Below are 22665 nucleotides of genomic sequence, written 5' to 3' on the forward strand. Positions count from 1 at the left end.
CAGCGGCGTTACCCCGTGTTACGGGGGCGCTAAATCAGTGCCGGACTAGTGGCCCTCGACCTTGAACCGCTCGATCGAACGCTGCAGCTCGGCTTCGGCCTCGGCACGGCCCACCCAGTCGGCGGTCTTGACGAACTTGCCCGGCTCCAGGTCCTTGTAGTGCACGAAGAAGTGCTTGATCGCGTCGAGCTCGAACTGTGAAACGTCGCCCACGTCCTGGATGTGATCCCAGCGCGGGTCACCGGCGGGCACGCACAGCAGCTTGTCGTCGCCACCGGCCTCGTCGGTCATCTTGAACATCGCGACCGGGCGGGCCTCGACGATGCAGCCGGGGAACACCGACTCGGGCAGCAACACGAGCGCGTCCAGCGGATCGCCGTCCTCGCCGAGGGTGTTCTCGAAGAACCCGTAGTCGGCCGGGTAGCCCATCGAGGTGTAGAGGTAGCGGTCGAGCTTCACCCGGCCGGTCTCGTGGTCCACCTCGTACTTGTTGCGCGAACCCTTCGGGATCTCGATGACGACGTCGAACTCCACCGTCGCGGCTCCTTCGCATCTTCGTTCAGTCTGGGGTCGTCGGACGACGACGCGGGGTCGACCCGCCGGGCCAACATTAGATGAGCGATAGGCTGGCGATGAGGGGTGGCTCGTCCGGAACAATCGAGAGCAGGGGAAATATGCGGCCCACTCGGTGGCGGCGGTCCACCCATGTGGCGGTAGGCGTCGCGGTCATTGTGCTGGTCGCGGCCGTCGTCGCGGTGGCTGCGTTGTTCACCGGGCACCGGTCGGACGCCGCCGAAGCGGTCCGGCCCGTCCCGGCGCCCGCGACTGCCAGCCCGGGCATCGTCCCCGTCGACATATCGGCCCCCACCCCGACCGAGGGCGGTCTGGAAGCCGCGTTGGCGCCGGCTCTGGCCGATCCGAACCTGGGCATGGTCACCGGCCGCATCACCGATGCCGACACCGGCGCCGCGCTGTGGGAGCAGGGCGCCGAGCTGCCCATGCAGCCCGCGTCGGTGAACAAGGTGCTCACCACGGCGGCTGCGCTGCTCACCCTGGACCGTGACGCGCGCCTGACCACGACCGTGCTTGCCTCGGATTCGCAGCCAGGTCTGGTGGTACTGCACGGCGGCGGCGATCCGACGCTTTCGGCCGCCCCCGCCGATACCGACACCTGGTACAAGGGCGCCGCCCGCATCAGCGACCTCGCCGACCAGATCAGGCAGAGCGGGGTCAGGGCCACCACGGTGCGCGTCGACACGAGCCTCTACAGCGGACCGACCATGGCGCCCGGATGGGATCCGGCCGACATCGCAGGCGGCGACATCGCGCCGATGGAGTCGGTGATGCTCGACGGCGGACGCACGCAACCGACGACCGTGGAGTCGAGGCGGTCGACGAGCCCGGCGCTCGACGCGGGCAAGGCGCTGGCCGCCGCCCTTCGTATCGACCCCGAGACCGTGACGCTGTTGCCGTCGGGGCTGAGCGGCCCCAGCACCAAGATCGCCGAGGTGCAGTCCGCCCCGCTGATCGAACGGCTGCGGCAGATGATGAACGACTCCGACAACGTGATGGCCGAATCGATCGCGCGGGAAGTCGCCGAGAAGCTCAACCGCCCGCAGAGCTTCGAGGGCGGGGTCGACGCGGTGCTCCACCAGCTGGAGGGCATCGGCATCGACACCACGGGCGCCGATCTCGTCGATTCGAGCGGGCTTTCGATCGATGACCGGCTCACCGCCAAGACCCTCGACGAAGTCGTCAACGCCGCGGCCGGCCACACCCAACCCGCGCTGCGGCCGCTGGTCGACCTGCTGCCGATCGCCGGTGGCAGCGGCACGCTGTCGAACCGCTACCTCGACACCGAGGGGGGCAAGGCCGCCGCGGGCTGGCTGCGGGCCAAGACCGGGTCGCTCACCGGCACCAACGCGCTCGCAGGCATCGTCACCGACGACGACGGCCGGGTGCTGACGTTCGCCCTGATCTCCAACAACGCCGGGCCCACCGGACGTACCGCGATCGACGCGCTGGCCGCGGTGCTGCGCACGTGTGGATGCGGCACATGAGCAGCCCGACCATGACCGCGGGCCGCGCCGTCGACTGGGACTTCGCCGCGACGGTCGGGGCGAAGCTGGCCCGCCCCGCCCCGGCCGCCACCGACTACACGCGCCGCCAGGCCATCGACCAGCTGGCCGAAAGCGCCCGCGCCGCAGAACTTCCGGTCCGTGAGGTGACGGGCCTCAACGAGGGCGCCGAGCTGCCCGAGGCGCGCATCGTCGACCGGACCGAGTGGATCCGCGCCGCCACCCGGTCGATGCGCGTGATGACGGGCGGGGACGAAGACCACAAGCCCGGTTTCATCACCGGGCGGGTCACCGGCGCGCAGACCGGTGCGGTGCTGGCGTTCATCTCGTCGGGCATCCTCGGCCAGTACGACCCCTTCGGTCCGGACGGCGGCGAGCTGCTGCTGGTGTACCCCAACGTCATCGCGGTCGAACGCCAACTACGCGTCACCCCAACGGATTTCCGGCTGTGGGTGTGTCTGCACGAGGTCACGCATCGCGTCCAGTTCCGCGCCAATCCGTGGCTGGCCGACCACATGTCGCAGGCGCTGGCCGTGCTCACCCAGGACGCGGGGGAGGATGTCGCCGCGGTCGTCGGCCGGCTCGCGCAGTACGTCCGCAATCAGCGCAACGGGTCGGCGACGGATCCGAACTCGGCAGGCATCCTCGGCCTCATGCGGGCGGTGCAGGCCGAGCCGCAACGCCGGGCACTGGATCAACTGCTTGTGCTCGGCACGTTGCTGGAAGGGCACGCCGACCACGTGATGGACGCCGTCGGCCCGGCCGTCGTGCCTTCGGTGGGGACGATCCGCAGGCGTTTCGACGAACGCAGGCAACGTAAACAGCCCCCGGTGCAACGCGTGGTGCGTGCATTGCTCGGGTTCGACGCCAAGATCAGCCAGTACACCCGCGGCAAGGCGTTCGTCGACGAGGTCGTGTCGACCGTCGGCATGGAGCGCTTCAACACCATCTGGACCGAGGCCGAAACCCTGCCGCTGCCAACCGAAATCGACGAACCGCGGCGATGGATCGATCGGGTGCTGTAGCGACGCTGCGGCGGGTGGTGACGGCGTTCGGGGCGCAGGTCGACGGCGAACGCTGGTGCGTCGCGCTGTCGGGCGGGCCGGATTCGCTGGCGCTGGCCGCGATCGCTGCCGGGGACCGGCCCACGACAGCGCTGATCGTCGACCACGGCCTGCAGCCGGGCTCACGCGCGGTGGCCGAAACGGCGCGCCAGCAAGCGCTGGCAGTGGGATGCGCTGCGGCACAGGTGATTCCCGTGGTGGTCGGGCGTTCCGGCGGGCCCGAGGCCGCGGCCCGGCAGGCGCGCTACACCGCGCTGCGGGCCGCGCGCGACGGTGCACCGGTGCTGCTCGGCCACACGCTCGACGATCAGGCCGAGACCGTGCTGCTCGGCTTGGGCCGCGGATCGGGGCCGCGGTCCATCGCCGGGATGCGACCGCACGACCCGCCGTGGCACCGGCCGCTACTGGGCGTGCGCCGAACCGTCACCCACGCGGCGTGCGACGAACTCGGGCTCAAGCCGTGGCATGACCCGCACAACTTCGAGCGGCGGTTCACCAGGGCGCGGTTGCGGCTCGACGTCATGCCGCTGCTGGAGGAGGTGCTGGGCGGCGGTGTGGCCGAGGCGCTCGGCCGCACCGCGACCGCGTTGCGCGAGGACACCGACACCCTCGACGAACTCGCCGAGCGCGCCCTTGCGGAGTCGACGACGCCGGACGGCGGTCTCGACACCGCGGCGCTGAGCGGGCTACCCGACGCCGTGCGGCGCCGGGTGATCCGCGGCTGGCTACTCGGCGGCGGCGCGACCGATCTGACCGACATCCAGATTCGCGGCGTGGACCGGTTGGTGACCGCGTGGCGTGGCCAGGGCGGTGTCGCGGTCGGGTCGACGCTGCGCAGGCAGCGGCTCATCGCGGCCCGTCGTGACGGCGTGCTCGCGTTGCACGTCGAAGAGGTATAGCCGGTCGCATTGGTCAGCGGGCACATCGCATGGCACGCTGTGCACGTGGCTGCCGATTCTGCCGAGCTGTATCCGGGGGACATCAAGTCGGTACTGCTGTCCGAGGAACAGATCCGGACGCGCACCGCCGAACTCGCCGAGATGATCGCCGAACGCTACCGAGACGACCTCGGCGACGACGATCTCTTGCTGATCACCGTCCTCAAGGGCGCGGTCATGTTCGTCACCGATCTGGCCCGCAGCATTCCGTTGCCCACGCAGCTGGAGTTCATGGCGGTCAGCTCGTACGGATCGTCGACCTCGTCGTCCGGTGTGGTGCGGATCCTCAAAGACCTCGACCGCGACATCAACGACCGGGACGTGCTCATCGTCGAGGACATCATCGACTCGGGGCTCACGCTGTCATGGCTGCTGCGCAACCTCGCGACCCGGCGGCCGCGGTCCCTGCAGGTGTGCACGCTGCTGCGCAAGCCGGAGGCCGTGCGCACCGACATCGACGTGGCCTACGTCGGCTTCGACATCCCCAACGAGTTCGTCGTCGGCTACGGCCTCGACTACGCCGAGCGCTACCGCGATCTGCCCTACATCGGCACGCTCGACCCGAAGGTCTACACGGCCTGAGTTCTAGCCCAGTTCCCAGACCACCGTCACCGAGAAGTTCACGGTCTGCTGGCCGGGCTCCAGCGGCACCGCCTCCATGGCCGCGCGCGGCATCGGAGTCGGCGGCGGCGGTGTGGCGCCGGACTCCTCGGAAATCGAGATGACCTTGCCCAGGCTCAGGCCCGACAGCTGCGCGTACTGTTCGGCGCGGCTCTTGGCGTCGTCGAACGCGCGAGAACGCGCGTCGCGCACCAGATCCGAGTCGTCCTCGATCGAGTAGGCCACCGAGTTGATCCGGGTGGCGTCACCGCCGGTGCCCGCGATCAGCGCGAGCGTGTCGGAGGCTTTGGCGGTGTCGCGGATCTTCACCTGGATCGCATTGCTGGCCCGGTACCCCGTCGGCGCTCCGGTCACGGTGCCGTCGGGCGGGAACTGCGGCTGCACGCTGACCTGCGTGGTGGCGATGTCCGTGCGGTCGACGCCCGAGCCGACGAGCGCGTCGATCACCGCCTGCTGACGCTGGCTCGACTGGTTGAGCGCACCCGACACGTCGGGCGCGAAGAACTCCATCGCGACATCGGCGGTCAGCGTGTCGGGGACACCCTGAACCTGACCCGAGCCGACGACGGTCACCTGGCGCGGATCGCCCGCACCCGACCCGGCCGGACCCGAGTTCGCGTCGCACGCCGTGGCGCCGACTGCCAGCAGGCCAGCGACGACCAGGATCCGCAACTTCGTTTTCGCAGCGAACGGCATGACCGCACCCTACCGGCCCGCTGCCGCGCCGATGTCGCACGTCACACAGCCACACTGTGACACGTCACATAAGCGAGCGCGCAGTTGTGTTTCGAAAAACATTGATGCGCATCACACTCCGTGCCGACACTCGTAGCCATGACTTCTTCGATTGGCACCAGGAACATCGTCGACCCGGCCACCGGCACGGTCATCGACACCGTTCCAGAGCACGGCGCTGCCGACGTCGACGCGGCCGTGGCCCGCGCGCAGGCAGCATTCGACGACGGCGCGTGGCCCGCGCTCACCCGCAGCGAGCGGGCCCGCCTCCTGCTGCGCATCGCCGACGCCATCGAAGAACACTCCGAGGAGCTGTACCGGCTGGAGACCCGCAACAACGGCAGGCCGATCACCGAGACACGGGCACAGCTGTCGCGAGTGCCGGAGTGGTTCCGCTACAACGCCGGTCTGTTGGCCGCCCAGCGCTACGGTGTGCTGCCCGGCGACGGCCCGTACCTGACCTATCAGCAGCGGCTACCGCTGGGCGTGTGCGGCATCATCACCCCGTTCAACCATCCGATGCTGATCCTCGCCCGCAGCCTGTCGGCAGCTCTCGCCAACGGCAACACCGTTGTGGTCAAACCGTCCGAACTCACGCCGTTGACCACGCTGGCGCTGGCGCGGATCATGGCCGACGCGGGCCTGCCCGACGGTGTCGTCACCGTCGTCACGGGCGGCCGCGACGCGGGCGTGCGGCTGACCGAACACCCGGGGATCGCCAAGATCACGCTGACCGGCGGCACCGAGGCGGGGCGTTCGGCCGCGGTGGCGACCGCGTCGCGTTTCGCCAGGGTCACAGCCGAACTCGGCGGTAAGACCCCGGTCATCGTGTTCGGCGACGTCGATCCGGTCGTGGCGGCCGAGGGTGCGGCGTTCGCCGCATTCGTCGCCGCGGGCCAGTCGTGCGTGGCGGGCTCGCGGTTCCTCGTGCACCGCGCCATCTACGACGACTTCGTCACCGCATTGTCCAAGCGGGCGGCCGAGATCCGGATCGGTGACCCGGCCGATACCGAGACCCAGATGGGGCCGCTGATCAGTGCACGCCAACGCGACAAGGTCCGCGGCCTGATCGACATCGGGGTCAACGAAGGGGCGCGGCTCGCCACCGGCGGTGAGGTGCCCGAGCTGTCCGGCGCGCTGCGCGACGGATTCTTCCTGCAGCCAACCGTTCTCGCCGACGCGACCATGGACATGACGGTGGCCACCGAGGAGATCTTCGGGCCGGTCGCCGTTGTCATCCCGTTCGACGACGAAGCCGAGGCCGTCGCGATGGCCAATGACAACCGTTACGGCCTCGGCGCGGGTGTATGGACCACCGACCTGTCCCGGGCACATCGGGTGGCGGCACGCATCGTCGCGGGCATGGTATGGATCAACGACCACCACCGCCTCGAACCGTCGCTGCCATGGGGCGGGGTCAAAGAATCCGGAACGGGCAAGGACGCGGGCACCGAGTCCTTCGACGACTTCTCCTGGGTCAAAACCGTCGTGGTGCGTACCGCGGCCGAACCCGTCGACTGGTACGGCCGGCAGGACAACGGCCGGCTCAACTGAAAGGCTCTGACGTGACACCGCCTCCTACGCAACAGATCAGCCGCGTGCAGTGGCTCGTGCTGGCCGGCACAACGCTCGGCTGGGGTCTGGACGGCTTCGCCGGCAGCCTCTATGTGCTGGTACTCGGGCCCGCCATGACCGAGCTGCTGCCGCACAGCGGTATCGCCGTGGCCCCGGCATCGATCGGGTTCTACGGCGGGCTGACGGTCAGCTTGTTCTTACTCGGATGGGCAACCGGCGGAATCCTTTTCGGCATCTTGGCCGACTACTTCGGCCGCACCCGGGTGCTCTCGCTCGGCATTCTGACCTACGCGGTGTTCACCGCGCTTGCCGCGTTCTCCGATACGTGGTGGCAGCTCGGCATACTGCGGTTCATCGCGGGCCTCGGCTCGGGTGTCGAGGCACCGGTCGGAGCGGCGCTGATCGCCGAGACCTGGCGCAACCGCTACCGCGCCCGGGCAGGCGGCATCATGATGTCGGGCTACGCCGCCGGGTTCTTCGTGGCCGCCGCGGTGTACGCCGTGCTCGGCTCGGCCGGCTGGCGCCCGATGCTGGCGCTGGCCGTGCTGCCCGCCGTTCTGGTCTGGTTCATCCGCCGCTACGTGCCCGAACCGCCAGAGGTCGGTGCCAGCATCGAGGCCCGCAAGGCGCGTAAGCGCCTGGGTAACAACACCTCTGCCGACCAGTTCGTGCTGCGCCGGCTGTTCACCCCGCCGCTGCTTCGTCCGATGTTGGTGAGCACCGCGCTGGCGACCGGTGCCCTGATCGCCTTCTGGAGCGTCTCGACCTGGTACCCGCAACTGGTCCGGGAGGTCACCATCGCGGCCGGGTCCGGCCGCGACGTGGCCGACCACCGCGTGGCCATCGCGTCGATGCTGTTCAACGCGGGCGGCATCGTCGGCTACGCATCGTGGGGATTCCTCGCCGATTTCATCGGCAGGCGAAAGACTTTCGCGCTGAGTTTCGGGGTGTCCGCCGCGGCCATCGTCTATACCTTCGTGTTCGACCGCAGCTACACCGAATTTCTCGTCGCCATGCCGATTCTCGGGTTCGGTCTGTTCGGCGCGCTGTCGGGCACGTTCATCTACGGCCCCGAACTGTTCCCGGCGAGCGTGCGCGCCACGGCCCTTGCGGTCTGCAACAGCGTGGGCCGCTATGTCACGGCATTCGGTCCACTGGTCGCCGGGGTGATCGCCGCCTCGTGGTTCGGCGGCAACCTCGGACTGGCCACGGCATCGGTCGCCGCGCTCGGGCTCATCGCCGTGCTCGGCCTGATATTCGCCCCGGAAACCCGTGGCGCACCGCTCCCCGAAGACCCACCCGCCGACCAGGAGACCGAACATGGCAAACCTGTTCACACCGCTGACAATCCGTGACGTCACGTTCGCCCACCGGGCGTGGATGTCGCCGATGATGCAGTTCGCCGCGGTACCGGACGGACCGGACACCGGTACCGCCACCGACTGGCACCTGGCCCATCTGGGATCGCGCGCGACGGCAGGCGCGGCACTGGTGATGGTCGAGGCGACCGCGGTCGACCCGCGGGGCCGCAGCAGCGACTACGACCTCGGGCTGTGGAACGACAACCAGGCCGAGAAACTGCGGAGGATCACCGACTTCGTGACGGCTCAAGGTGCCGTTCCCGGCATCCAGCTGGTCCACGCCGGACGCAAAGGGTCGACCGGGCGTCCGTGGCCCGACGCGGACCGCACCGAAAACCGGTGGGACACGGTCGGGCCCAGCGCTGTGCCGTTCGGCCGGCTGCCGGCACCGTCGGAGCTCACGGTCGGCGAAATCGAGTCGATCGTACGGGCGTTCGCCGACGCGGCCGCCCGCGCTGCCGATGCCGGATTCCGCGTGCTCGAACTGCACGGCGCCCACGGGTATCTCATCCACCAGTTCCTGTCACCGCATGCCAACCATCGCACCGACGCCTACGGTGGGTCACCGGCCAACCGCAGGCGTTTCGCGCTGGAGGTCGTGCGCGCCGTGCGGACCCGCTGGCCCGCCGAGCTGCCGTTGTTCTTCCGGGTGTCGGCCACCGATTGGCTCGGTGGGGACACCGACGATCCCCGCCCGGGCTGGATGGTCGACGACACGATCGAGTTGGCCGTCGAGCTCAAGCGCCTCGGTGTGGACCTCATGGATGTGTCCTCGGGCGGTTCGGCACCCGACGCCAAGATCCCGGTTGGGCCGAACTACCAGGTGCCGTTCGCCGCCAGGGTGCGCAAGGAGGCCGAAATCCCGACCGCGGCAGTGGGTTTGATCGCCGAAGCGGACCAGGCCGACGAGATCGTCGCCGGCGAGCAGGCCGATGCGGTGTTTCTGGGCCGGGTGCTGCTGCGCAACCCGGCGTGGGTGTGGCAGGCCGCGCAGCACCTCGGCGCGGCGCTACCGCACCCGCCGCGGTATGCCCGGGCCTTCGCCTGACTGCCTAGGGCGTCACCAGGATCTTGCAGTGCCGATCCGGATCGGCGAGCTCGGTGAATGCGTCGCCCACGGCGTCGAGCTCGACACGACCGGTGATCATCGGTGCCACATCGATCTCGCCTTCGGCGATCGCCCGCAGCGAGTTCGCGAATTCGGCCGGGTCATAGCCGAATACGAACTGGATGTTGATCTGCTTGGTGATCGCGTAGAAGGGGTGCACGGTGTCGGGCTGCATGCACACCCCGGCCACCACGAGCCGCGAGCCCGCGGGGGCCCGCCGCAGGACGTCGTCGATGATCCCCGGTGCGCCGACGGCTTCGAAAACCACCTTGGGCCGGCACTGGTGGAACGGCGAATCCTCGGCCGGGTCGAGCGTCACGTGGGCACCCATGGTGGTCGCGAGCTCTCGTCGCGCCGGAGAGAAGTCCGACGCGAAGATGTTTTCCACACCACGCTGCTTGAGCGCCGCGATGATCGCGATACCCACCGGGCCGCAGCCGACGACGAGCGCGGTCTCGCCCCGCTCGATACGCGCCGCGTTCACCGCGTGCAGGCCGACGGCCATCGGCTCGGTGAGCGCGGCACGGTCCGCGTCGAGGCCGTTCGGTATCGGCAACAGCAGCGGCGCCGAAAGCAGCATCTTCTCGGCGTAGCCGCCGATCGTGGTGTTGCTGTAGACGATCATGTCGACTCCGGTCGTCGAGATCAGCGCGGGGATCGACGTGACCAGGGTGCCGGGCGCATGGGTTTCGGTTTCCGGTCCGGCGTCGAGGATCTCGGCGCTGAACTCGTGACCCATGAAGATGTCGCGGGACAGGTCGATCCCGGCGTTGATGTCGGGCAGCCCCTCCATCTGCGCGCCGGCAGCCAGCATCTCATCGCCGTGCTTGGCGAAATGCAGGTCCGATCCACAGATCCCGCACGCTTTCACGTCGACCAGCACCTGCCCGGGCCCGGGAACGGGATCGGGCACGTCGTCACGCACGACCATCCGGCCGTCGCGCAAAACCGCGGCGCGCATCAGCTCTGCCCTTCCTTCGTGTGCTCGGTGATGGCGTTCACGATGGCCTGCCCGGCCCGGCCCAGCAGTTGATCCCGCATGCCCTTGGCCCAGTCGTGGGAGGCCTGCGCCGCCGTCAGCTGACCCTTGAAATGGGGGATGACCTCGCGGGCGAACAGCTCGTACGAGTGGAACGTCGCCGCGGGCGGAGCCCAGTCGTGGCCGAGCATCAGGAACGTGCCGAAGCCGCCCGAGCGGTCCAGCAGATCCTGGATGTAGGCGATCGCGTCGGCCGTGGTGCCGATGCAGCAATTGCCTTTGGACGCATAGTTTTCCACGAACTCATAGGCTGATGGCGCCACTTCCGCCTCGTTGGCCAGCGGCACGAAACCGGCCGCGCCGAAGTAATTGGCGAAATCCTGCAGCCCATACGTGCAGTCCTCGATCGCCTGTTCACGCGTATCGGCGAGGTGGATGATGCCCAGCACGCGCCAGTCCTTGCGATCGGGTTCGGGCCTGCCGGACTTGGCGGCCTGATCGCGCACGACGTCCCAGGTGGTTTCGACGGCGGCGTAGCCGCCTGGCACCGACATCGACAGCGACAGCAGCGATGTGCCCAGCGCCCCGGCCAGCCGCGGCCCGGATGGCGAAATCATTGCCGCGGTTGAGATTTCCGGATAAGGCCAGGTGTAGGGACGGATGTGGAGTGCGGCGTCGCGCAGCGTGAACCAGTCCGTCTTGCGGTCGATCCGCTCGTCGGGCGCGGCCCGGAACAACGCCAGGATCGCCTCGAGGGATTCCTGCATCATCGGCCGCTGATCGACCGGATCGATACCCATCATGTAGGCGTCCGACGGCAGCGCGCCCGGTCCGGTACCGAACATCACCCGGCCGCGTGTCAGGTGGTCGAGCAGCACCCAGCGGTCGGCGACCATCAGCGGGTGGTGGTAGGGCAGCGACACCACGCCGGTGCCGAGCCGGATGTGCCGCGTGCGTTCGGCGGCCGCGGCGATGAACACCTCCGGGCACGCGATGAGTTCGTAACCACCCGAATGGTGTTCCCCGAACCACGCCTCGTCGTAGCCGAGCCGGTCGAGCGCCTCGACGCGGTCCATGTCGTATTGCAGCGCGGTGGTGGGGGATTGGCCGACGGGGTGGAACGGCGTGATGAAGACGCCGAAGTTGAGTGGTCTGTTCACTTCAAGCCTCTCAGGAACTCCAACAGCACGGCGTTGACCTCGTCGGGCCGCTCCTGCTGCAGCCAGTGGCCCGCGCCGTCGAGCAGCACCTCGCGGTACTCACCGGTGACGACGTCGCGCACGTGGTCGCGCGAGGTGAAGCTCAGCACCGGATCGGCGCTGCCGGCCAAAAACAGGACGGGTACGTCGATGGTGGTGGCGGGCGCTGTTTCGGTCAGCTCCCAGTTGCGGTCGAAGTTCCGGTACCAGTTCAGGCCGCCGGTGAACCCGGTGCGGCTGAACTCCGCGGTGTAGTGGTCGAGTTCCTCGGCGGTGATCCAGTCCGGCAGGCCGTCCGGTTCGGGCAGGCGGTCGATGAATCCTTCCGGTCCTGGCGCGATCATGCGTTCGGCGGCGAACTCGTCACCGGTGGTACGCAGGCCACCCAGCATCCTGCGGATGGCGCGGGCGGGATCGCCGCCGAGCTCGGCGTCGGCCACACCGGGCTCCTGGAAGTACAGGATGTAGAAGAAGTTGTCGCCGAAGATGTTGCGCCAGATCTGCGTGGGCGCCGCCGGCGACCGCGGTATCGGCGGAACACTCAGCGCGGCGACGCCGGCGACCCGGTCGGGGTAATACAGCGGGAAGGTGGTCACCACGGGTGAACCCCAGTCGTGGCCGACGAGCACGGCCTTCTCGGCGCCGACGTCGTCGAGCAAACCGGCGATGTCAGCCGTCAGCTTGGTGATGTCGTAGTCCTCGATCGCGCTGGGCTGCGACGAACCGCCGTATCCGCGCTGATCCGGGGCCAGGACGTGGTAGCCGGCCTCGGCCAGTACCGGAATCTGGTGTCGCCACGAGTACGCGAGTTCGGGAAATCCGTGGGCCAGCACGACGACCGGGTTGCCCCGCTCACCCGCTTCTGCCAGCCGCAACGTGACGCCATTGGTATCGACTAACCGTTCGGTCGGTGTGATCACGATCTCACCCAAGCACAGCCGACGGCTGGGGGCCAGACACCGTCGGGAACTGCCGAGCGTTGGTCTAGCGGTAGCCTTATAACTTGCCTTGCTGCGCGTATTAGGAAGGACCCCGGCCGGGCGGCCGACAAAGATGAAGCCAACGAAGGCCGATGATCGATGAACCGGAAAAATGTTATCCGCACGCTGACCGTGATCGCGGTTGTGCTGCTGCTGGGCTGGTCGTTCTTCTATTTCAGTGACGACACCCGCGGCTACAAGCCCGTCGACACCTCTGTGGCGCTCGCCCAGATCAACAGCGACAACGTCAACAGTGCGCAGATCGACGACCGTGAACAGCAACTACGGCTCGATCTGAAGAGCGGCAACGACGCCACCGAGGACAGCAACAAGATCATCACCAAGTACCCGACGGGGTACGCGGTGACGCTGTTCGACGCGCTGAACGCCAAGAACGCGAAGGTCAACACCGTCGTCAACCAGGGCAGCGTGCTCGGCTCGCTGCTCATCTACATGCTGCCGCTGTTGCTGCTGGTCGGCTTGTTCGTGATGTTCTCGCGCATGCAGGGCGGCGGCCGCATGGGCTTCGGCTTCGGCAAGTCGCGCGCCAAGCAGCTGTCCAAGGACATGCCCAAGACCACGTTCGCCGACGTCGCGGGTGTCGACGAGGCGGTCGAAGAGCTCTACGAGATCAAGGACTTCCTGCAGAACCCGTCGCGGTATCAGGCGCTGGGCGCCAAGATCCCCAAGGGCGTTCTGCTCTACGGCCCGCCCGGAACCGGTAAGACGCTGCTGGCGCGCGCCGTCGCCGGTGAGGCCGGTGTTCCGTTCTTCACGATTTCGGGTTCCGACTTCGTCGAGATGTTCGTCGGCGTCGGTGCCTCGCGCGTGCGCGACCTGTTCGAGCAGGCCAAGCAGAACAGCCCATGCATCATCTTCGTCGACGAGATCGACGCCGTCGGCCGCCAGCGCGGCGCCGGCCTCGGCGGCGGCCACGACGAACGTGAGCAGACGCTGAACCAGTTGCTGGTCGAGATGGACGGCTTCGGCGATCGCCAGGGCGTCATCCTGATCGCCGCCACCAACCGGCCCGACATCCTCGACCCGGCGCTGCTGCGGCCCGGCCGTTTCGACCGCCAGATCCCGGTGTCCAACCCCGATCTGGCCGGCCGTCGCGCGGTGCTCAAGGTGCACTCGCAGGGCAAGCCCATCGCGCCCGATGCCGATCTGGACGGACTCGCCAAGCGCACGGTCGGCATGTCCGGCGCCGATCTGGCCAACGTGATCAACGAGGCCGCGCTGCTGACCGCCCGCGAGAACGGCACGGTCATCACCGGCCCCGCGCTGGAGGAGGCGGTCGACCGCGTCGTCGGCGGCCCGCGCCGCAAGAGCCGCATCATCAGCGAGCACGAGAAGAAGATCACCGCCTATCACGAAGGCGGCCACACGCTCGCGGCCTGGGCGATGCCCGACATCGAGCCGATCTACAAGGTCACGATCCTGGCGCGCGGCCGCACCGGCGGCCACGCCGTCGCCGTGCCCGAGGACGACAAGGGTCTGATGACCCGGTCGGAGATGATCGCCCGGCTCGTGTTCGCGATGGGCGGACGCGCGGCCGAGGAGCTGGTGTTCCGCGAGCCCACCACGGGCGCGGTGTCCGACATCGAGCAGGCCACCAAGATCGCGCGCGCCATGGTCACCGAGTACGGCATGAGCTCCAAGCTGGGCGCCGTGCGGTACGGCACCGAGCACGGCGACCCGTTCCTGGGCCGCACGATGGGCACGCAGGCCGACTACAGCCACGAAGTCGCCCAGATCATCGACGACGAGATCCGCAAGCTCATCGAGGCTGCCCACACCGAGGCGTGGGAGATCCTCACCGAGTATCGCGACGTGCTCGACACGTTGGCCGGCGAATTGCTCGAGAAGGAGACGCTGCACCGCGCCGAACTGGAAGCCATCTTCGGCGAGGTGAAGAAGCGTCCGCGTCTGACCATGTTCGATGACTTCGGTGGCCGCGTGCCGTCGGACAAGCCGCCGATCAAGACCCCGGGCGAGCTAGCGATCGAACGCGGCGAACCGTGGCCGCCGCCGGTCCCCGAGCCGGCGTTCAAGGCCGCTATCGCGCAGGCGAGCCGCGAGGCCGAGGCTGCCCGCCAGAAGAACGGCGCGGGTACCAACGGGGCGCCGAGCAACGGCGCGCCCAATCCGACGCAGCCCGATTACGGTGCCCCGGCCGGCTGGCATGCCCCCGGCTGGCCACCGCCGCCGCAACAACAGCAACCGCAGCAGCCCGGATACCAGCCGCAGCAAGGCTATTGGTACCCGCCGCCGCATCCGTCGGGATGGCAACAGCCCCAGCCGTACCCGTATCAGCCCTACCCGCATCCCGGCCAGCAGGCAGGCAGTCCGGATCCCTCCGGACGGCAGCACGAGGAATCCGGCAAGGACGGCGGGCACACCGGTGACCGGTCAAATCCACCGGCGCACGGCTGATCCGAGAGCGGAGGCTTCATGACGTCGGTTCGCGAGCACAACACCGCGACAAACAACGCCGCCAAGGACCATCGGGTGTTCGACCAGCCGCGGGCCGAGGCGGCGGTGCGGGAACTGCTCATCGCGATCGGTGAGGATCCCGACCGACAGGGGCTGGTCGACACTCCGGCCCGGGTCGCGCGCGCCTACAAGGAGTTGATGGCCGGTCTCTACACCGACCCCGACGCGGTGCTCAACACGACCTTCGACGAAGGCCACGACGAACTCGTACTGGTCAAGGAGATTCCGCTCTACTCCACGTGCGAGCACCATCTGGTGTCGTTCCATGGGGTGGCCCATGTCGGCTACATCCCGGGGGTCGACGGCAGGGTGACCGGCTTGTCGAAGATCGCCCGGCTCGTGGACCTGTACTCGAAGCGGCCGCAGGTGCAGGAACGCCTGACCGCGCAGATCGCCGACGCGCTGATGCGCAAGCTCGATCCGCGTGGCGCCATCGTGGTCGTCGAGGCCGAACATCTCTGCATGGCCATGCGCGGAGTTCGTAAGCCGGGCGCGGTGACCACGACCTCGGCCGTGCGCGGACAGTTCAAGACCGACAAGGCATCTCGGGCCGAGGCGCTGGAACTCATCCTGCGCAAGTGAGATCACCGCGCGTGCAGGTCATGGGGGTCGTGAACGTCACCGACGATTCCTTTTCCGACGGTGGCAAGTTCATCGACCGTGACCGCGCCGTCGAACACGGCCTCGCGTTGGCCGCGGCGGGCGCAGCGATCATCGACGTCGGTGGTGAGTCGACGCGGCCCGGCGCCGTTCGAGTGGACCCGGCCGTGGAGGCGTCCCGCGTCGCACCGGTGATCAGAGAGCTTGCCGCCCAAGGCATCACCATCAGCATCGACACCATGCATGCCGGCGTCGCGCGGGCGGCACTGGAAAGCGGCGCCAAGATCGTCAACGACGTCTCGGGCGGGCTGGCCGATCCGAACATGGCCGGAGTGGTGGCGGACGCCAAGGTGCCGTGGGTGCTCATGCACTGGCGGTCGGTGGGCGCAGACCAACCGCACCATGTCCCGGGCTACCGCGACGTGGTCGCCGAGGTGCGCACCGAGCTGCTCGGCGCGGTCGACGCCGCCGTCGCCGCCGGGGTCGATCCCGACCGGTTGATCATCGATCCCGGATTGGGTTTCGCCAAGACCGCCCAGCACAATTGGGCTCTGTTGCACGCGCTGCCGGAGTTCGTCGCGACCGGGATCCCGGTCCTGGTCGGCGCATCACGCAAACGCTTTCTCGGTTCACTGCTGGCCGGCCCGGACGGCGAGCCGCGACCGCCAGGCGGCCGCGAAACCGCCACCGCGGTGATATCCGCTCTTGCCGGCCTGCACGGCGCATGGGGTGTTCGTGTGCACGACGTGGTAGCTTCCGTCGACGCGCTGAAGGTCCTGGATGCCTGGAACTCGGGAGGTCGGAGTGGCTGATCGAATCGAGTTGCGCGGCTTGAAGGTTCGAGGCAACCACGGGGTGTTCCACCATGAGCGCCGCGACGGGCAGGACTTCGTCGTCGACATCACGGTGTGGCTGGACCTGCGCCGCGCGGCAGCCACCGACGACCTCGCCGAAACACTGGATTACGGGGCGCTGGCGCAGCGCGCCGCCGACATCGTCGCCGGGCCGCCGCGCAACCTCATCGAGACGGTCTCGGCCGAGATCGCCGACGACCTCATGGCTGACGAGCGGCTGCACGCGGTCGAAGTCGTCGTCCACAAACCGAGCGCGCCCATCCCACTGACCTTCGACGATGTCGCGGTGGTGGCCAGGCGGTCGCGGCGGGGTGAGCGGGGCACGAAATGAGCCGCGTCGTGTTGTCGATTGGGTCGAATCTCGGCGACCGGCTCGCGCGGCTGCAGTCCGTGCTCGACGGGCTCGGCCCGGCTGTGCGGGCGGTGTCGCCGGTGTATGAGACCGCGGCCTGGGGCGGCGTGGAACAAGGGCCGTTCTTGAACGCGGTGCTCCTCGCCGACGATCCGGATCTGGACGGTCACGGGTGGTTGCGGCGCGGCCAGGAACTCGAGCAGGCGGCCGGCCGCGTGCGCGGTCAGCGCTGGGGTCCCCGGACCCTCGACGTCGACCTGGTCACATGCCACGACGGCGACGACGAGATCGTCTCCCGCGACGACGGGCTGACGTTGCCGCATCCGCTGGCCCACCTGCGCGCCTTCGTGCTCATTCCGTGGCTGGCGGTGGATCCCGACGCCACCTTGACCGTGTCGGGCGAACAGCGTCCCGTGCAGCGCCTGCTATCCGAGATCGATCCGGCCGAGCGAGCCGGGGTCACGCGCACCGACCTCGTGCTCGAACTGCGAACAGAGCCGGCACCCGACTGATGGGCCCGACCCGTAAACGTGACCTCACTGCCGGCGCCGTCGTCGTCGCCGTGCTCGGCTATCTGCTGATCACCTTGCTGTACCGGTGGTTCCCGCCGATAACCGTGTGGACCGGCCTGTCGCTGCTCGCGGTCGCGATCGCCGAGGCAGGCTGGGCCTTCTACGTCCGGGCCAAGATCAACGACGGTGAGATCGGGGTCGGCGGAGGCAGGCTGCATCCGCTCGCGGTGGCCCGCTCGGTGGTGATCGCCAAGGCCTCGGCCTGGGTGGGTGCACTGGTGGCGGGCTGGTGGATCGGCGTGCTGGTCTACCTGTTGCCCAGACGCGCCACGATCCGCGTTGCCGGCGAGGACACCGCGGGTGTGGTGGTCGCCGCCGTCAGCGCGCTCGCGCTCGCCGTCGCCGGGCTGTGGTTGCAGCATTGCTGCAAGTCACCGGAGGAGCCGCCCGAGAACGGTGACGCGGCGCCGGAGTGAACGCGGGCCGAACTTGGATCGCCGAATCGCCGCCGCGGTCGACACGCTAGGTGACCAGTGCCAGGTACAGTCGGCCCATGACCGTTCTGCCCCGCGGTGGTCGGCCACGGCGCGGCGGCCGAAGGCCAGGCTGGCTGCTCTTGACGGTGTTGCTGGTGCTCGCCATTTTGGCGAGTTCGGCGCTGGTGTTCACCGACCGTGTGGAGTTGCTGAAATTAGCCGTCATTCTGGCGTTGTGGGCTGCCGTGGTGGCCGCCTTCGTTTCTGTGATCTACCGCCGCCAGAGTGACCTCGACCAGGCCAAGGCGCGGGACCTGAAACTGGTCTACGACCTGCAGCTCGATCGCGAGATCTCGGCTCGCCGCGAATACGAGCTGACCGTCGAGACCCAGCTGCGCCGCGAGCTGGCCTCAGAGCTGCGGGCCCAGGCTGCCGACGAGGTCGCCGCGCTGCGCGCCGAACTTGCTGCGCTCCGGGCCAATCTGGAAATTCTGTTCGACACCGACCTCGCGCACCGTCCCGCGATCGAAACCGACAAGAGTGCGGTGCGATCCGCCGGCCGCGTGAAGGCCAGCCGGCTCGACGTACCCGAGGTTCGTGACGTCGAAGCCACCGACATCCGCTCGGTCCGCACCGAGGAAAGCCCCATCATCGACGTGCCGGCCGAACCGCATCCGCCGGAGAACGATTGGCCGCCGACGCCACCGGCCGACGGCGGCGCACACCGGTTCCCGTCGCAGCGCCCGCCCGCCCCCGAGCAGCCACGCCGCAGGCGACGCCAGGCCGAAGAACAGCAGGCACCGCCGCCGCGCAAGCCCGAACCGCAGCCCGCGCCACCGCCCGCTCCGCAACCCGCCGCGCGCCAGACCGAGCGTCCGGTCGAAGAACCCGCGGCGCGTCGGCACTCGATGGACGCCCGGCCCGAGCCCCGGCAACCCGAGCCCCAGTCAGCCTGGGCGCCGCCCCCGCCGCCACCGACGATGCCGCCGTTGCAGCCGTCGCCGACGATCGACGCGCCGAAGCCCGAACCGCGCAGCGAACCCGCGGCGGCCGGCTGGACGCCCGCACCGGCCGAGGGCCAGTGGATTCCGGCAGGTGCACCGGGCAGCAACTGGTCTGCGCCAGTGAAGGAAAACGGGGCATCACCCGAGTACGTCGGTCGGCGCCGGGCACCGGAGCCTGCCGACGCCGCCGAGCCCGCTCCGCCGGCTCCGCCGACCCAAGCTGCTCCGCCGGCTCCGCCGTCCCAGGCCCCCGCGCCGGCTCCGCCGGCGATGTCTGCCCCGGCGCCCGAACCACCCCGCGGCCGCCACTCCGCCCCGGCCGACGCCGGCGATCCCGGCCGCCCCGGTGCGCAACCCGCCCCGGTGCTCGCAACCGAGCCCGCAGAGCCCCCGCCGCCACCCCAGCCCGAGCGGGCCTCACGGCACCGCAGCGACGACGAACCGAGTGGTCAGCACGCCGACGGGCAGTCGGCCGCCGAACTGCTGGCCCGGTTCCAGGCCGCCCCGACGGGAGGCGGGCGTCGCCGCCGCCGCGACGAGTGAGTTAGTCTCGTGGCAACCGTCCGGTACCCGCAGCGCGGGACTGGAACGTATGAAATCACTTCGACTTGTGAGGTCGTCTGCAATGGAGCAGTCCCCCGCGCGCGGGTGGAGTCCGCCTGACGGACTGCGCCCGGCGCGGCTGAGCGTCGGCATCGTGTCCGCGGGCCGCGTCGGCACCGCGCTCGGCTACGCCCTTGAGCGAGCCGAGCATGTCGTGGTGGCCTGCAGCGCCATCTCAGAACCCTCCCGGTTGCGGGCACAGCGCCGGCTCCCGGACACCGCAATCCTGCCGGTACACGACGTCGCCCAGCGGTCCGAGCTGCTCCTGCTGACCGTTCCCGACGCCGAACTCGCCGGTTTGGTCTCCGGGCTCGCCACGACCGGGGCCGTCCGTCCTGGCACCATCGTCGCCCACACGTCCGGCGCGAACGGCGTCGCAATACTGGCGCCGCTGGCCGAACAAGGATGTATCCCGTTGGCCATTCACCCGGCGATGACATTCACCGGATCGGACGAGGACATCGCCCGGCTCCCCGACACCTGCTTCGGGATCACCGCGGCCGACGAGGTCGGCTACGCGATCGGCCAATCCCTCGTGTTGGAGATCGGCGGCGAGCCGTTCCGGGTGCGGGAAGACGCCAGAACCCAGTACCACGCGGCCCTCGCCCACGCCAGCAATCATCTGGTCACGCTCGTCCTCGACTCGGTCGACGCGCTCCGCGCCTCATTGCGCGGTCAGGAACTGCTCGGCCAGGAAATCGTCGGTGACGAGCCGGGCGGCATCGCCGAACGCGTGGTGGCCCCGCTGGCCCGCGCGGCGCTGGAGAATGCGCTGCAACGCGGGCAGGCCGCCCTCACCGGACCAGTGGCACGCGGCGACGCGGCGGCGGTCGCAGCGCATCTGAATGCCCTGCAGGAACTGGATCCTGAACTGGCACAGTCGTATCGGGCCAACTCACTGCGCACCGCGCAGCGGGCCCACTCGCCCAAGGAGATCTTTGCGGTGCTGGCAGAAGCGAGCGAACAATGACAATCAGCAAGGCGCCGAAGTTCACGCCAGGCGAACTCAACGTCTACTCCGCACCCGCCGACGTCGCCGCGGTCACGCGGGCGCTGCGGACCAGCGGTCGACGAGTGACGCTCGTGCCAACGATGGGCGCACTGCACGAAGGCCATCTGACACTCGTGCGGGCCGCCAAGCGGGTGCCCGGGGCGGTCGTGGTGGTGTCGATCTTCGTCAACCCGCTGCAGTTCGGCGCGGGCGAAGATCTCGACGCGTACCCGCGCACCCTCGACGACGACCTTGAAGCGTTGCGTGCCGAAGGTGTCGAGATCGCGTTCACCCCGACGGGCTCGGACATGTATCCGACCGGCCCCCGTACCTCGGTGCATCCCGGCCCGCTCGGTGAAGAACTCGAAGGCGCTTCTCGCCCAGGGCATTTCGCGGGTGTGCTGACGGTCGTGCTCAAGCTCTTCCAGATCGTGCGACCCGATCGCGCCTACTTCGGCGAAAAGGACTACCAGCAGTTGGCATTGCTGCGGCAGATGGTCGCCGACCTCAACGTCGATGTGCAGATCGTCGGCGTCCCGACGGTGCGCGAATCCGACGGGCTGGCCCTGTCATCGCGCAACCGCTACCTCGACGCCGACGAGCGCGAACAGGCCGGCGCACTCTCGGCGGCGTTGCTCGCGGGCAAATATGCCGCCGCGGGCGGTGCCGACGCCGCGGTGGACGCCGCGCGGGCAGTGCTCGACGAGGTCCCCGCGATCCAGGTCGACTACCTGCAGGTGCGCGACCCCATGCTCGGCCCGGCGCCATACGAAGGTGCGGCCCGGCTGCTGGTCGCCGCCCGGCTCGGACGCACCCGGCTGCTGGACAACATCGCCGTCGACATCGGAGCGTCCGCGGGCATCGACGGACATCCACGGGTCTCTGACGACAACCATGAACTCCCTTGGAGGAACTGATGCAGCGCACGATGCTGAAATCGAAGATCCACCGCGCCACCGTGACGCAGGCCGACCTGCACTACGTCGGCTCGGTGACCATCGACGCCGACCTCATGGAGGCAGCCGATCTGCTCGAAGGTGAGCAGGTGACGATCGTCGACATCGACAACGGCGCCCGGCTGGTGACCTATGCCATCACCGGCGAGCGCGGCACCGGGGTCATCGGAATCAACGGTGCGGCAGCGCATCTCATTCATCCCGGCGATCTGATCATCCTGATCGCCTACGGCGTGATGGAGGACGCCGAGGCGCGCAGCTACCAGCCGCGCGTGGTGTTCGTCGACGCTGACAACAAGCAGATCGACCTCGGTCACGATCCCGCGTTCGTGCCTGCCGATGCCGCCGAACTGATGTCGCCGCGATAATGCTGCTCGCCATCGACGTCCGCAACACGCACACCATCGTCGGGCTGATCTCCGGATCTGGGGATCACGCAAAGGTGGTGCAGCAGTGGCGGATCCGGACCGAATCCGAGGTGACCGCCGACGAGTTGGCCCTCACCATCGACGGCCTGATCGGGGACGACTCCGAACGCTTGACCGGAGCGGCGGGGTTGTCGACGGTGCCGTCGGTGCTGCACGAGGTGCGGTTGATGCTCGAGCAGTACTGGCCGTCGGTGCCGCACGTCCTGATCGAGCCGGGGGTGCGTACCGGGATCCCGTTGCTCGTCGACAACCCCAAAGAGGTCGGCGCCGACCGGATCGTGAATTGCCTTGCGGCGTATCACAAATACGGGACGGCGGCGATCGTCGTCGACTTCGGCTCCTCGATCTGTGTCGACGTGGTCTCGGCCAAGGGCGAGTTCCTCGGCGGCGCGATCGCCCCAGGCGTGCAGGTGTCCTCCGATGCCGCTGCGGCCCGTTCGGCGGCACTGCGCCGCGTCGAGCTGACCCGACCGCGCTCGGTGGTCGGCAAGAACACCGTGGAGTGCATGCAAGCCGGCGCGGTTTTCGGATTCGCCGGGTTGGTCGACGGTTTGGTCAATCGCGTCCGAGAGGACGTCGACGGCTTCGCGGGCACCGACGTCGCGGTCGTCGCCACCGGATATACCGCTCCGCTGGTGCTGCCCGATCTGCGGACCGTCGAACACTACGACCGCCACCTGACCCTCGACGGGCTTCGTCTGGTCTTCGAACGCAACCGGGACAACCAGCGAGGTCGGCTCAAGCCCGCGCGTTGA

General features: G+C 68.9%; 23 protein-coding genes. 18 read left to right on the plus strand and 5 right to left on the minus strand.

The annotated features are described in order from the left end of the window. Positions 1-45 precede the first annotated feature (45 nt). Positions 46-534 (minus strand): inorganic diphosphatase, encoded by a 489-nt coding sequence (locus tag AWC31_RS05265; protein WP_067850208.1) that lies wholly within the window; start codon positions 532-534, stop codon positions 46-48. 140 nt (positions 535-674) lie between these two features. Here AWC31_RS05265 and dacB point away from each other — a divergent pair, with 140 nt between their 5' ends. The 4 genes from dacB to hpt are packed head-to-tail and all read left to right on the plus strand — an operon-like array spanning position 675 to position 4662. After that, entirely contained in the window at positions 675-2060 is a 1386-nt protein-coding gene (gene dacB, locus AWC31_RS05270) for a D-alanyl-D-alanine carboxypeptidase/D-alanyl-D-alanine endopeptidase (protein WP_085143294.1), read from the plus strand. Further along, the gene (locus tag AWC31_RS05275; protein WP_085143438.1) at positions 2057-3103 is read left to right on the plus strand and encodes an Rv3626c family coenzyme F420 biosynthesis-associated protein; all 1047 of its coding nucleotides are present in this window, start codon (positions 2057-2059) and stop codon (positions 3101-3103) included. The genes dacB and AWC31_RS05275 overlap by 4 nt, the downstream gene beginning before the upstream one ends. Then, positions 3082-4041 carry a tRNA lysidine(34) synthetase TilS gene (gene tilS / locus AWC31_RS05280; protein WP_067850202.1) on the plus strand — a complete coding sequence of 320 codons (960 nt, stop codon included), beginning with the start codon at positions 3082-3084 and terminating at the stop codon, positions 4039-4041. Before AWC31_RS05275 ends, tilS begins: the two co-directional genes overlap by 22 nt. A 45-nt stretch (positions 4042-4086) precedes the next feature. Further along, positions 4087-4662 (plus strand): hypoxanthine phosphoribosyltransferase, encoded by a 576-nt coding sequence (gene hpt / locus AWC31_RS05285; protein WP_207626291.1) that lies wholly within the window; start codon positions 4087-4089, stop codon positions 4660-4662. Positions 4663-4665: 3 nt separating this feature from the next. Here the strand turns inward: hpt and AWC31_RS05290 are convergent, their stop codons facing one another. Beyond that, on the minus strand, positions 4666-5397 hold the full coding sequence (locus AWC31_RS05290) for an SIMPL domain-containing protein (RefSeq protein WP_085143298.1): 732 nt from the start codon (positions 5395-5397) through the stop codon (positions 4666-4668). Positions 5398-5535: 138 nt separating this feature from the next. Between AWC31_RS05290 and AWC31_RS05295 the strand changes: the two genes are divergently transcribed. The 3 genes from AWC31_RS05295 to AWC31_RS05305 are packed head-to-tail and all read left to right on the plus strand — an operon-like array spanning position 5536 to position 9420. Next, positions 5536-6990 carry an aldehyde dehydrogenase gene (locus AWC31_RS05295; RefSeq protein WP_085143299.1) on the plus strand — a complete coding sequence of 485 codons (1455 nt, stop codon included), beginning with the start codon at positions 5536-5538 and terminating at the stop codon, positions 6988-6990. 11 nt (positions 6991-7001) lie between these two features. Next, a complete protein-coding gene (locus tag AWC31_RS05300; RefSeq protein ID WP_085143300.1) occupies positions 7002-8366 on the plus strand; it encodes an MFS transporter in 1365 nt (454 codons plus the stop codon). After that, positions 8332-9420, plus strand: coding sequence for an NADH:flavin oxidoreductase/NADH oxidase (locus AWC31_RS05305; protein ID WP_085143439.1), 1089 nt, complete (start codon positions 8332-8334; stop codon positions 9418-9420). The genes AWC31_RS05300 and AWC31_RS05305 overlap by 35 nt, the downstream gene beginning before the upstream one ends. 4 nt (positions 9421-9424) lie before the next feature. Here AWC31_RS05305 and AWC31_RS05310 read toward each other — a convergent pair whose 3' ends face one another. From AWC31_RS05310 to AWC31_RS05320, 3 genes are read right to left on the minus strand one after another with little or no spacing between them, the layout of a single operon-like run. Further along, positions 9425-10441 carry a zinc-binding dehydrogenase gene (locus AWC31_RS05310; RefSeq protein WP_085143301.1) on the minus strand — a complete coding sequence of 339 codons (1017 nt, stop codon included), beginning with the start codon at positions 10439-10441 and terminating at the stop codon, positions 9425-9427. Continuing rightward, positions 10441-11619 carry an LLM class flavin-dependent oxidoreductase gene (locus tag AWC31_RS05315; protein WP_067850376.1) on the minus strand — a complete coding sequence of 393 codons (1179 nt, stop codon included), beginning with the start codon at positions 11617-11619 and terminating at the stop codon, positions 10441-10443. The genes AWC31_RS05310 and AWC31_RS05315 overlap by 1 nt, the downstream gene beginning before the upstream one ends. Further along, positions 11616-12578, minus strand: a complete 963-nt coding sequence (locus AWC31_RS05320) for an alpha/beta fold hydrolase (protein ID WP_207626292.1) — start codon at positions 12576-12578, stop codon at positions 11616-11618. The genes AWC31_RS05315 and AWC31_RS05320 overlap by 4 nt, the downstream gene beginning before the upstream one ends. Positions 12579-12737: 159 nt before the next feature. Here AWC31_RS05320 and ftsH point away from each other — a divergent pair, with 159 nt between their 5' ends. From ftsH to AWC31_RS05375, 11 genes are all read left to right on the plus strand, one after another. Next, on the plus strand, positions 12738-15074 hold the full coding sequence (gene ftsH / locus AWC31_RS05325; protein ID WP_067850378.1) for an ATP-dependent zinc metalloprotease FtsH: 2337 nt from the start codon (positions 12738-12740) through the stop codon (positions 15072-15074). Between the two features lie 18 nt (positions 15075-15092). Then, a complete protein-coding gene (gene folE / locus AWC31_RS05330; protein WP_085143302.1) occupies positions 15093-15716 on the plus strand; it encodes a GTP cyclohydrolase I FolE in 624 nt (207 codons plus the stop codon). 20 nt (positions 15717-15736) lie between these two features. Continuing rightward, positions 15737-16546: a dihydropteroate synthase gene (gene folP / locus AWC31_RS05335; protein ID WP_085143441.1), complete on the plus strand. Its 810-nt coding sequence runs from the start codon at positions 15737-15739 to the stop codon at positions 16544-16546. Continuing rightward, a complete protein-coding gene (folB, locus tag AWC31_RS05340; RefSeq protein ID WP_085143303.1) occupies positions 16539-16919 on the plus strand; it encodes a dihydroneopterin aldolase in 381 nt (126 codons plus the stop codon). The genes folP and folB overlap by 8 nt, the downstream gene beginning before the upstream one ends. Continuing rightward, the gene (gene folK, locus AWC31_RS05345) at positions 16916-17452 is read left to right on the plus strand and encodes a 2-amino-4-hydroxy-6-hydroxymethyldihydropteridine diphosphokinase (protein ID WP_085143304.1); all 537 of its coding nucleotides are present in this window, start codon (positions 16916-16918) and stop codon (positions 17450-17452) included. Before folB ends, folK begins: the two co-directional genes overlap by 4 nt. Next, entirely contained in the window at positions 17452-17928 is a 477-nt protein-coding gene (locus AWC31_RS05350) for a DUF3180 domain-containing protein (protein WP_067850386.1), read from the plus strand. Before folK ends, AWC31_RS05350 begins: the two co-directional genes overlap by 1 nt. A gap of 77 nt (positions 17929-18005) precedes the next feature. Beyond that, positions 18006-19475, plus strand: a complete 1470-nt coding sequence (locus tag AWC31_RS05355) for a DUF6779 domain-containing protein (protein ID WP_207626293.1) — start codon at positions 18006-18008, stop codon at positions 19473-19475. Positions 19476-19557: 82 nt separating this feature from the next. Further along, complete coding sequence (locus tag AWC31_RS05360) at positions 19558-20505, plus strand: Rossmann-like and DUF2520 domain-containing protein (protein ID WP_085143306.1); 948 nt, start codon at positions 19558-19560, stop codon at positions 20503-20505. Beyond that, positions 20502-21443, plus strand: coding sequence for a pantoate--beta-alanine ligase (panC, locus tag AWC31_RS05365; RefSeq protein ID WP_085143307.1), 942 nt, complete (start codon positions 20502-20504; stop codon positions 21441-21443). Before AWC31_RS05360 ends, panC begins: the two co-directional genes overlap by 4 nt. Beyond that, positions 21443-21850: an aspartate 1-decarboxylase gene (gene panD, locus AWC31_RS05370; RefSeq protein ID WP_085143308.1), complete on the plus strand. Its 408-nt coding sequence runs from the start codon at positions 21443-21445 to the stop codon at positions 21848-21850. The genes panC and panD overlap by 1 nt, the downstream gene beginning before the upstream one ends. After that, positions 21850-22665, plus strand: a complete 816-nt coding sequence (locus tag AWC31_RS05375; RefSeq protein ID WP_067850397.1) for a type III pantothenate kinase — start codon at positions 21850-21852, stop codon at positions 22663-22665. Before panD ends, AWC31_RS05375 begins: the two co-directional genes overlap by 1 nt.

The sequence above is a fragment of the Mycolicibacterium wolinskyi genome (assembly GCF_002101965.1).
Taxonomy (GTDB): domain Bacteria; phylum Actinomycetota; class Actinomycetes; order Mycobacteriales; family Mycobacteriaceae; genus Mycobacterium; species Mycobacterium wolinskyi.